The sequence below is a fragment of the Streptomyces sp. NPDC002004 genome (assembly GCF_053593975.1).
Map to the genome: position 1 here is coordinate 1 of NZ_JBSFDP010000070.1, position 9,985 is coordinate 9,985.

Sequence of the window (9,985 nt, forward strand, 5' to 3'; positions counted from 1 at the left end):
GGCTGGACTGGTACAACTACCACCGACCCCACACCGGAATCAGCGGCCACACCCCAGCCAGCCGCGTCACCAACCTGTCCGGACAGCACATCTAGGGGGTGTCTTGCCGAGCACGCCGGGCTCGCGGGGCTTGGCACGCACATCTGCGGCGTTGTCGTCAGTCGCCGACGCTCCGGATCCGGCCTGATCGGCAAGACGCCCCCTAAGCCAAGGCGGCCAGCGGGTCGTCGAGCACCGGCTGCCACGCCAACTCGGCGGCTCCGACCAGGCTGTTGTGGTCCAGGGTGCACGGCAGAATCGGTACGCCGCCGCTGCGCCCCCACAGACTGCGGTCGGCGACGACGGCGCGCAGCCGCTCGGGATCCGCGTCGAGCAGGGAGCGGTGCAGGCCGCCCAGGATGATGCGGTCCGGATTGAGGATGTTGACGAGACCGGCGAGGCCGAGGCCCAGGCGGTCGATCAGGGCCTCGGTCGCGGTGCGCACCGCCGGATCCGCGTACTCGCGCTCGATCAGCTCGCGTGCCTGCTGGAGCAGCGACACCTCCGGGCCGGGTTCGCGGCCCGCCGTGGTGAGGAAGGCGAGGGGGTCCGCCTCGACGTCGAGGCAGCCTCGGCTGCCGCAGTGGCAGGGCCTGCCCTCGGGATTGACGGTGAGGTGCCCGACCTCGAGGGCCAGGCCGGAGCTGCCGGTGTGCAGACGGCCGTCCAGGACGAGGGCGCCGCCGACGCCGCGGTGCCCGGTCGCCACGCACAGCAGGTCGCGGGCCCCGCGCCCGGCGCCGTGCCGGTACTCGGCGAGCGCGCCGAGGTTGACGTCGTTCGCGGCGAACACCGGACCCGGGATGTCCGCGGCGCGCACCTTCTCGGCGAAGATCTCCCGCACCGGGGAGCCCGCGGGCCAGGCGAGGTGGAGGGGGTTGAGCGCGGTGCCCTCCGGTTCGGCGACCGCGGACGGCACGGCGAGGCCCGAGCCCACACACCGGCGGCCCGTCGCGCGCAGCAGCTCCGCACCCGCCTCGACGACCGAGCCGAGCACCTGCGCCGGGTCGGGGTGGATGGTCTCGGATCCGGGCGCGGTGGCCACGATCCGGCCGCCGAGACCGACCAGCGCGGCACGGAATCCGTCGGCGTGGACCTGAGCGGCGAGCGCCACAGGGCCGTCCTCGGCGACCTCCAGACGGTGCGACGGACGGCCCTGCGACCCGGCGGCCGCACCCGGCCGGGCGTCGACGCGGATCAGACCCAGGGCCTCCAGCTCGGCGGCGACGGCCCCGGCGGTCGCCCGGGTCACCCCCAGTTCGGCGGTGAGCACGGCGCGGGTGGGGGCGCGGCCGGTGTGGACGAGCTCCAGCGCGGGCCCGAGTGCGCTGCGCCCCCGCTCCAGCCGGTGGTTCCGCGTGGACATCTCCCCCGCCGCCCGGGGTGCCGACTTGCCGTTCATGAGGGCGAGTCTCCCATGATCGGTGCGGAGTGCAGCCGTCCGCCGGCCGGAACCGTCATGGTGAGGGCGGCAGTCCGCTGACCCGCAGGGTGATGTTGAGCCGCCCCCGCAGGCCGAGGCCGGGCGGCGCAGTGCCGCAGTCCACGCGCGGCACCCCGTGGTAGGCGAACCGCGCCGGGCCGCCGAACACGAACAGGTCCCCGCTGCGCAGCTGCACATCGGTGTACGGCCTTCCGCGGCTGCCGGTGTTCCCGAACCGGAACACACACCGGTCGCCGAGGCTGAGCGAGACGACGGGGTCGGCGCACGTCTCGTCGCTGTCCCGGTGCATGCCCATCCGGGCGCCCTCGTCGTAGAAGTTGATGAGCGCGATGTCGTACGCGGCCGAGCAGGGTCCCTCGCCGTAGGCCTCCTCGACGCCGCGGCGTGCAAGGTCGCCGAGCCACGGCGGGAAGGGCTTCACGGGTGCGCCGTCGCCGTCGACCACGGTGTCGGCGTATCCGTAGGGGTACCAGTGCCGGCCCAGACACACCTGGCGGGCGCTCATCGTGCCGCCGCCCGGGGTGCGCACCGTGCGCAGCCCGGCCGGGGGCCGCGCCCAGGCGCGCGCCGCCTCGACCAGGTCCCGCTGCTGCCCGGAGGACAGCCAGCCGGGGACGTGGACCGCTCCGGGGGCGATCTCCGCGCGCTCGCGGGGGAACAGTTCTCCCGAGCACTGCGCGAGCGGGTCCGGCGGTGGCGGCGTCTGCGGCCGCTGTCCGGACACTCCCTTCTCCATGGCTCCCATCATCGCGCGCCACCGCCCGGTGCACCGCGGCGGTGGCGCGCGGACTCACCTCCGGAGCACGGTGATGAGTCCGGTGACCGTGCGGACCATGGCCTCCCGGCCCACGCTCAGGTACTTCCGGGAGTCGACCGCCTCGGGGTTGGCGGCGAGGAACGTCCGTATCGCACCGGTCATCGCGATGTTCAGCGCGGTGCCGACGTTGACCTTGGCGATGCCTCCGGCCACGGCGGCCGAGAGCTCCCCGTCGGGCACCCCGGAGGAACCGTGCAGGACGAGCGGCACGGCGACGGCGGCGGAGAGGCGCTTCAGCAGCCCGTGGTCGAGGACGGCGGTGCGGCTGGTCATGGCGTGGGAACTGCCGACAGCGACGGCCAGCGCGTCGACGCCGGAGTCGGCGACGAAGCCTCGGGCCTCGTAGGGGTCGGTGCGTGCGCCGGGTGCGTGCGCGTCGAGGGCGGGTGCGCCGTTCTTGCCGCCGACCTCGCCCAACTCCGCCTCCACCCAGAGCCCGTGGGCGTGCCCCCAGTCGGCGGCGGCGCGGGTCGCGGCGAGGTTCTGCTCGTACGGCAGCCTCGACGCGTCGTACATCACCGAGCTGAACCCGGCGTCGGGCGCCTGGCGCAGCAGGTCGTCGCTCTGGATGTGGTCGAGGTGCAGCGCGACGGGCACGACGGCCCCTTCGGCGGCTGCGACGGCGGCGCGGGCCAGGGGCAGCAGCCGGCCGTAGCGGTACTTCACCGCGTTCTCGCTGATCTGGAGGACGACGGGTGCCCGTGCGGCCTCCGCTCCGGCGATGACTGCTTCGACGTGCTCCAGCGTGATGACGTTGAACGCGGCCACGGCGGTGTGTGCGGCGGCCGCCTCCACGACGAGCGCGCCGGTGGTGCTGAGGGGCACGGCCCCTCCTTCCTCGGGTCGTCGACGGCTCAGGGGGTGGTGAGGATGACCGAGCGGGTGAGGTGGCGCGGGCTGTCGGGGTCGAGGTTGCGGGCGGCCGCGACGGCGACGGCGAGGCGCTGGGCGCGCACCAGCTCGGCGAGCGGGTCCAGGCCGCCGTCCACCCAGCGGCCGCCGGTGGCGCGGACCTGCTCGGCCAGGCCCCCGGGAGCCTCGCCGAACATCCAGGTCGCGGTACCGGCGGTGGTGATGCTGATGGGCCCGTGCCGGTATTCCATGGCCGGGTAGGCCTCGGTCCAGGACAGGGAGGCCTCGCGCATCTTCAGACCGGCCTCGTTCGCCAGGCCGACGGTCCAGCCGCGGCCGAGGAAGGTGAACTGGGTGCACTCCACGAGCCCTTCGGGCAGCGGAGCCTCGAGCGCGGTGCGGGCGTCCGCGACCACCGCGTCGGTGTGGAGACCGGCGTGGGCCCGCAGCAGGGTGAGTGCGGTGGTGGCGAAGCGGGTCTGCACGACGGACTTCTCGTCGGCGAAGTCGAGCACGACGACGTCGTCGGCGGCCGACATCACCGGGGTGGTCGGGTCGGCGGTGATCGCCGTCGTACGGGTGCGTCCCGCGACCCGGCCGAGAAGGTCCAGCACCTCGGTCGTGGTGCCCGAGCGGGTCAGCGCGACCACACGGTCGTAGGTACGGGCCGTGGGGAACTCGGATGCGGCGAAGGCGTCCGTCTCACCCTGTCCCGCCTGTTCACGCAGCGCGGCGGCGGCCTGCGCCATGAAGTAGGACGTGCCGCAGCCGACGACCGCCACGCGTTCCCCCCGCGCGGGCAGCGCGTCCGCCTGGTTCCCCGCCAGCTGCGCCGCGCGTATCCAGCACTCGGGCTGGCTGTTCAGTTCGTTCTCGACATGGCTCATGCGTGCCCCACTCCCCGAGATTCGCTCGCTGCGTGTGTGCGCTCCGGCACACCGCCCACACGCTTGCTTGTTTCTGCAAGATATAGCGACCTTTCAAGCACAATCAAGCATCGCTGGTGGTCCTGGGTGTGCGCTAGGGTCGCCGCAGATCATGTGAACGGGATGACGGGGATGAACGGAGAGTGCGGATGTCGCGCGACGCCCGCTGGAAGTCCCTGCTGGAACTGCTCGTCGAGCGGGGTCGGCTGGACGTGGAGGAGGCGGCGGCCGAACTGGCGGTGTCGGCCGCCACGATCCGGCGCGACTTCGACCAGCTCGCCGAGCAGCAGATGCTGGTACGCACCCGGGGCGGGGCCGTCGTGCACGGGGTGTCGTACGAACTGCCGCTCCGCTACAAGACGGCCCGCCGCGCGTCCGAGAAGGAACGCATCGCCAAGGCGGTCGCGGACCTCGTCGCACCGGGTGAGGCGGTGGGACTGACCGGCGGCACGACCACCACGGAGGTGGCCCGCGCACTGGCCGTGCGCCCGGACCTCGCCAGCGGCTCGCCCGCCCTCACGGTGGTGACGAACGCCCTGAACATCGCCAACGAGCTCGCGGTGCGTCCCCAGTTCAAAATCGTCGTGACCGGCGGAGTCGCCCGCCCGCAGTCCTACGAGCTGATCGGCCCGCTCGCGGACGGCGTCCTCGGGCAGATCACCGTCGACATCGCCGTCCTCGGCGTCGTCGCCCTCGATGTCGCCCACGGCGCCGCCGCCCATGACGAGGCCGAGGCAGCCATCAACCGGCTGCTGTGCGAGCGGGCCGAACGCGTCGTCGTGGCGGCCGACTCCAGCAAACTGGGCCGTCGCGCCTTCGCCCGGATCTGCGGGGTGGAACAGGTGGACACCCTGGTCACGGACACGGCGGTGACGCCGGAGACCGCGGCCCGGTTCGAGGAGGCGGGGGTGACGGTCGTCGCCGTCTGACCCCCACGCCTCCTGCCGCGCGCGGGCGGTGGTCAGCGGGCCTTCGAGCCTGACCGCCGCTGCTTGCCCTTCGGCCCCTTGCCCGGTACCGGGATCGTGGCGAGTCCGCGTGCGGCGTACTCACGGTTGACCATCGTCTGCACCCGGTGCGTGCCGGGCAGGTCGGGCATGGCGAGCAGACGGTCGCAGGCCTGGAGCGAACCCTTGGCGTCGCCCACCCAGTAGGACGTGATCGAGAACTCGAACAACAGGCCCCAGCGGTACACCCAGGGCTGGGTGAACAGGATGTCGTTCGGCTGCGGCCGGTCCAGGCCGGCGCACACGATCGCGTGCGCCATGTGATGACGCCCCATGGAACGCAACCGCGAGGCCAGCTCGTAGCAGGCCTCCAGGCGCTGCGGACGTGCCGTCCAGGCCCGGGACAGCGCGTCCATCCCGGCCGGCCAGTCGCCGGAGCCGGCGCTGAGGATTCCCACTTGGAGGAGCGAGTAGTAGACCTCCTCCTCCCATCCGCCCATCCCGGCGCGGTGCTCGTAGAGCCGGATCGCCTCGGGTACGTCGCCCATGTCCCGCATGGTCTGCGCCAGGTAGAACACGGTGCGCGTGTTCGACGGGTCACGCTCCATCTCGGCGCCGAGCAGGCGCGCGTCGCGCTCGAACTTGTCGTGCCGCGAGCCGCCGTCCGCGTAGTCCTCGATGACGAGCGCGTCGAGGTTCGCCTGGGACTCGTGTCCGTCGGCGTGGAGGTACTCGTGCGTGACGCCCTCGTAGCGCCACGGGATGTCCCCGCGCACCAACCGCTTGATCCGGTACTCGGTGGCGCCTTCGTGCCGGAGCATGTACGCGTCGCCGGTCAGCCGGGGCAGGGATCCCTCCCTGCGGACGACGTGGTCGGCATCGAGAAGCAGAAGGTAGTCCGCCTTGCCGAGGGCGTGCTCGATGTTCAGCGTCCGGTTGTGGCCGAAGTTGACCCAGGGCTCCTCGTGGAGTTCGCCGGGGATTCCGTCCAGTGCCTCACGGATCAGATCCTGTGTTCCGTCCGTCGATCCGGTGTCCGAGATCACCCAGGTGTCCACCAGGTCGCGTACGGACGAAAGGCATCGCTCGATGACGGCCGATTCGTTCTTGACAATCATGCACAGGCAGATGGACGGCTTCACGACATCACCATTCCCGAGGATTTGTTCGCAGCGACCCTATGGACCCGGCATCTCACTTCGTTCGCGGCACGCCGACACCTTTCGTGCGCCGTCGCGAACCACGCATTCGGACGCGCAAACCACCGGGCAGTCGCCCCACCAAATGGCCGCTTTACAGCGCGAGTTCCGCGTCCGTGAACAGGTCGGGCCGGCGGACTCGCAGGAAGGCGACGACGGCCCGACACCTGGGACGCATCACAGGGTCGGGCCGCCGCAATTCATTGTTCGTCATTCATGTGCGCCGCGCTTCGGTGCTCGCCGTTCGCCCGCGCGCGATGCGCCGGGATGGAACGGCGACGGGTTCAGCCCGCGTGCTTGGAGGCGTCCAAGTCGCCGGTGACGGCCTCGCGGTGGGGCTGCTTCCCCCGCTTCAACAGGACGTAGCCGTACTCGTCCGACACATCGCGGTACCCGTCGCGGCGCGCCTGGGCCAGGGTCAGGTTCTCGATGCCCCAGGTCTGCGGCCACCGCATGTTCGAAGGGACCCATGTGTCCACCATGATCCATTCGGGGTTCGGGCGACTGGTGGCATAGCCGTAGAGGCTGACGCTCGTCCGGTTGGTGAGCTGGGGAACGAGGTAGGTGGACGCCTGGACGGTGGCACCGTCAGGGATCTTCTTCATCAGCTCGTGGGCGACGGCGACGCGCCGGTCGGTGTGCCAGGTGGCGGGCTGGACAAGCTGCCAGAGCGGGAAGTTCGGCAGGATCAGGAGGGTGACGGCCCCGGCAGCCGCGAGATGACGGCGCAGGCTGCGCTGCGCCGTGCCCCGACGCACCAGGGCGTCGATGAACGCGGCGAAGACCATGGGCATCAGCACCAGCGAGTAGTGGTAGCCGGTGCCCCAGTGGAACTGATTGTTCGAGTAGAAGCGCCACGCCAGCGTCGGAAGGGCGACCCACAGCAGCGGGGACCGCAGGGCCACGAACACGGTCGGGGCCAGCAGGAGCGCAAGGGTCTGCACCTTGGTCTGCGGGGTCGTGAGACCGATGGTGGCCCGGTAGAGCGTGTCCAGTACCCCGTTGCCGCCGCCCGCGGACGCAGCCGCGTCACCGGCACCGGCCGCCGGATTGTCCGCGAGGAACCAGTACGCGAACGAGCCGCTGGGGTTGAAGGACGGCAGAATCACCAGCAGCACCAGGGCCGTTCCCACCAGCCCGATCGCCGCGGTCGTGATCCCGAGCCTGCGGGCGCCGCGCCAGGCGATGACGAGGCCGATCATCAGCACCGTCAGCCCGAGGTCCTCCTTCACCAGCAGGAGCGGCATCGCCCAGAACGCTGCGGCCGTCAGCCGGTCGCTGCCGAGAGCAGCGAGCGAGAAGGTGAGCAGGGGGGCGGCGAAGGCCACCTCGTGGAAGTCGAATCCGACCGCGCTCGCGACGCCCCAGGAGAGCCCGTAGCAGGCACCGATCACCGCACCGGCCAGGGACCCCAGGGTGCGGCGCGCCCAGAGGGCCAGCGGCACCACGCTCAGGGCGATGAGCGCCGCCTGCACCACGAGCAGCGTCTCCGCCGACCGGTGCAGCAGGTAGAACGGCGCCACCAATGCCAGAACGGGAGAGAAGTGGTCTCCCAGAATGGGAAAGTCGGGCGCCTTCAATTCGGAGACGGGCAGGTGCCCGTCCGCGTAGGAGCGTACGACCTGTTCGAAGATTCCCAGGTCATAGCTGTTGGAGAGCATCCGCTGATGGATACGCAGCGACACCGCTGCGTACATCAGGAAGAGCACCCCCGCCATGGCCCATACCCACCATGTGCCGTCGAAACGATTCGCGTGCGACGGCTCGGCGCCCGCACTTCTGCCGGGTGACGATTGTTGCGACGGAAGAGTCGTGCTGTGAGTGGGCGGAGCTTGCATCTGGAGACCTTCCGGAAACCGAGGACCTGAGTCCATCAAGATGCCAGTGCCGAGCGGAACTTGACCTCCAACCAAACTCCGTGTGCGAAGAATCCATCGAATGGCCCTCGGGTCCGGAAATGTTGAAGTACTGCGCATGAGCTTTCTGTATGACGGGAGTTGTCCGGGCGACCGCGCACCGGGCGCTCGCACTCCGGGCCCTCGCACGCCGGGCGTTCACACTCCGGGCGCCCGACCGGAGGGCGGCGTATCGACGGGGGCGGCCCGTCGGCCACCCCGTGCACCATCCACGCCGGCCGAATCTACGGAAGAGCATCTCCCCCGGGGCACCGCCCCCGGGCAGGCACTCCGGGGACGCCCGCCTGCGCCGGCTCCCCGGGGCGCGCCGACCCCCGCCACCCCTGGGCACGCCCGCCTCCGACGTGGCCCTTGAGCGCGTCCGCCCACGCGGCTCCGCCGACGGTGAGCACGGGAGGCGACGGCCCCGTCTTGCCCCTCCTCGCCGCGCACCCCTACGCTGACTTTGTGCCGACACTAAACAAACTCCGCTCGCACACCGTCGTGCGAGTCCCCTCGCCCACGCGGCTGCGGATCGCGCTCACCGTGTTCTTCGCCCTGGACGGGTTCGTCTTCGCCGGCTGGGTGGTGCGGATTCCCGCGATCAAGACGCAGACCGGGGCGTCCGCAAGCGCGCTGGGCCTGGCGCTGCTCGGGGTCTCGGCGGGAGCCGTGGTCACCATGACGTCGACGGGCCGCCTGTGCCGTAGGTTCGGCAGCCACCCGGTGACGGTGTTGTGCGGAGCGCTGCTCGCGCTCAGCGTGATGTTGCCGCCGCTGACGCATTCGACGGCAGCCCTCAGTGGGGCGCTCGTCGTGTTCGGCGCCGCGTACGGCGGCATCAACGTCGCGATGAACAGTGCGGCCGTCGATCTCGTACGGAGCCTGCGGCGGCCGGTGATGCCCAGCTTCCACGCGGCGTTCAGCCTCGGCGGGATGCTGGGCGCGGGGCTCGGCGGCATGGTCGCGGAGCATCTGTCCCCCACCCGGCATCTGGTCGGCCTCGGCGTGTTGGGGCTCCTCGTGACCGCGGCGGCGGGGCCCACGCTGCTGCGCCATGAGGCACCGGTGACCGACGGCGCACCGGCCGGGCGGGGCGGCGGCACCTCGGCACGACACCTCGGGCGGCGCACCCGCGGACTGGTCGTCGTCTTCGGGATCATCGCTCTCTGCACGGCGTACGGGGAAGGGGCACTCGCCGACTGGGGGGCGCTGCACCTGTCGCAGGACCTCGACGCGAGCCCCGGTGTCGCGGCGGCCGGATACTCGTGCTTCGCGTTGGCGATGACCGCCGGACGGCTGTCGGGGACCACGCTGCTGGAACGGCTCGGGCGGACCCGGACGCTCGTCGCCGGCGGGTCGACCGCCGTGGCCGGCATGCTGCTCGGCGCGCTCGCGCCGTCGGTGTGGACGGCGCTTGTGGGCTTCGCGATCACGGGGCTCGGTCTCGCGAACATCTTCCCGGTCGCCGTCGAGCGCGCCGGAGCACTCGCGGGTCCCGGCGGCGTGGCTGCCGCGTCCACGCTCGGCTACGGCGGCATGCTGCTCGGGCCGCCCGCGATCGGCTTCATGACCGACTGGTTCTCACTGCCGGTCGCCCTCACCAGTGTGGCCGCACTCGCGGGGGTCGCGGCCGTGGTGGCGTTCGCGACGGGCCGCGCAACAGCCCGGCCACGCGCCTAGCTGTGCTGTCCGGGGACGTTGGTGACGGGCGACATGCGCCTTCGTGGTGCTTGAACGGGTGAGGGCCTTCTGGGTTCGGTGTGGATTGCGACGTCAAGAAGCTCGGCCGCATCCCCGACGGCGGCGGCCACAAGGTCCTCGGCCGCGCGGCCGGCAGTGCGAACAAGGACCGCCGCAACGGCG

8 protein-coding genes and 1 pseudogene are annotated in these 9,985 nt (G+C 71.6%); 3 read left to right on the forward strand and 6 right to left on the reverse strand.

Annotated elements, in window-relative coordinates:
- Positions 1-202: 202 nt before the first annotated feature.
- The 4 genes from ACWCP6_RS36905 to ACWCP6_RS36920 are packed head-to-tail and all read right to left on the reverse strand — an operon-like array spanning position 203 to position 4,039.
- Positions 203-1,441, reverse strand: a complete 1,239-nt coding sequence (locus tag ACWCP6_RS36905; protein ID WP_450937041.1) for an ROK family protein — start codon at positions 1,439-1,441, stop codon at positions 203-205.
- A 55-nt stretch (positions 1,442-1,496) separates the two neighbouring features.
- The gene (locus ACWCP6_RS36910; protein WP_450937042.1) at positions 1,497-2,219 is read right to left on the reverse strand and encodes an alpha-ketoglutarate-dependent dioxygenase AlkB family protein; all 723 of its coding nucleotides are present in this window, start codon (positions 2,217-2,219) and stop codon (positions 1,497-1,499) included.
- A 54-nt stretch (positions 2,220-2,273) separates the two neighbouring features.
- Positions 2,274-3,125: a class II fructose-bisphosphate aldolase gene (locus ACWCP6_RS36915; RefSeq protein WP_450937043.1), complete on the reverse strand. Its 852-nt coding sequence runs from the start codon at positions 3,123-3,125 to the stop codon at positions 2,274-2,276.
- A gap of 29 nt (positions 3,126-3,154) precedes the next feature.
- Positions 3,155-4,039, reverse strand: a complete 885-nt coding sequence (locus ACWCP6_RS36920) for an SIS domain-containing protein (RefSeq protein WP_450937044.1) — start codon at positions 4,037-4,039, stop codon at positions 3,155-3,157.
- 188 nt (positions 4,040-4,227) lie between these two features.
- Between ACWCP6_RS36920 and ACWCP6_RS36925 the strand changes: the two genes are divergently transcribed.
- On the forward strand, positions 4,228-5,007 hold the full coding sequence (locus ACWCP6_RS36925) for a DeoR/GlpR family DNA-binding transcription regulator (protein ID WP_450937045.1): 780 nt from the start codon (positions 4,228-4,230) through the stop codon (positions 5,005-5,007).
- A 32-nt stretch (positions 5,008-5,039) separates the two neighbouring features.
- Here the strand turns inward: ACWCP6_RS36925 and ACWCP6_RS36930 are convergent, their stop codons facing one another.
- On the reverse strand, positions 5,040-6,143 hold the full coding sequence (locus ACWCP6_RS36930; RefSeq protein WP_450937046.1) for a glycosyltransferase: 1,104 nt from the start codon (positions 6,141-6,143) through the stop codon (positions 5,040-5,042).
- Positions 6,144-6,508: 365 nt separating this feature from the next.
- Positions 6,509-7,942 carry a DUF2079 domain-containing protein gene (locus ACWCP6_RS36935; protein WP_450937047.1) on the reverse strand — a complete coding sequence of 478 codons (1,434 nt, stop codon included), beginning with the start codon at positions 7,940-7,942 and terminating at the stop codon, positions 6,509-6,511.
- A 645-nt stretch (positions 7,943-8,587) separates the two neighbouring features.
- Between ACWCP6_RS36935 and ACWCP6_RS36940 the strand changes: the two genes are divergently transcribed.
- On the forward strand, positions 8,588-9,802 hold the full coding sequence (locus tag ACWCP6_RS36940) for an MFS transporter (protein ID WP_450937048.1): 1,215 nt from the start codon (positions 8,588-8,590) through the stop codon (positions 9,800-9,802).
- Between the two features lie 80 nt (positions 9,803-9,882).
- A pseudogene (locus tag ACWCP6_RS36945) lies at positions 9,883-9,985 on the forward strand (IS481 family transposase); the annotation flags it as partial.

Excerpts from the sequence above, each read along its gene's own strand:
- ACWCP6_RS36910 (WP_450937042.1), bottom strand. The coding sequence starts at position 2,219 with ATGGAGAAGGGAGTGTCCGGACAGCGGCCGCAGACGCCGCCACCGCCG.
- ACWCP6_RS36925 (WP_450937045.1), top strand. The coding sequence starts at position 4,228 with ATGTCGCGCGACGCCCGCTGGAAGTCCCTGCTGGAACTGCTCGTCGAG.
- ACWCP6_RS36935 (WP_450937047.1), bottom strand. The coding sequence starts at position 7,942 with ATGGCGGGGGTGCTCTTCCTGATGTACGCAGCGGTGTCGCTGCGTATC.
- ACWCP6_RS36920 (WP_450937044.1), bottom strand. The coding sequence starts at position 4,039 with ATGAGCCATGTCGAGAACGAACTGAACAGCCAGCCCGAGTGCTGGATA.
- ACWCP6_RS36930 (WP_450937046.1), bottom strand. The coding sequence starts at position 6,143 with ATGATTGTCAAGAACGAATCGGCCGTCATCGAGCGATGCCTTTCGTCC.
- ACWCP6_RS36905 (WP_450937041.1), bottom strand. The coding sequence starts at position 1,441 with ATGAACGGCAAGTCGGCACCCCGGGCGGCGGGGGAGATGTCCACGCGG.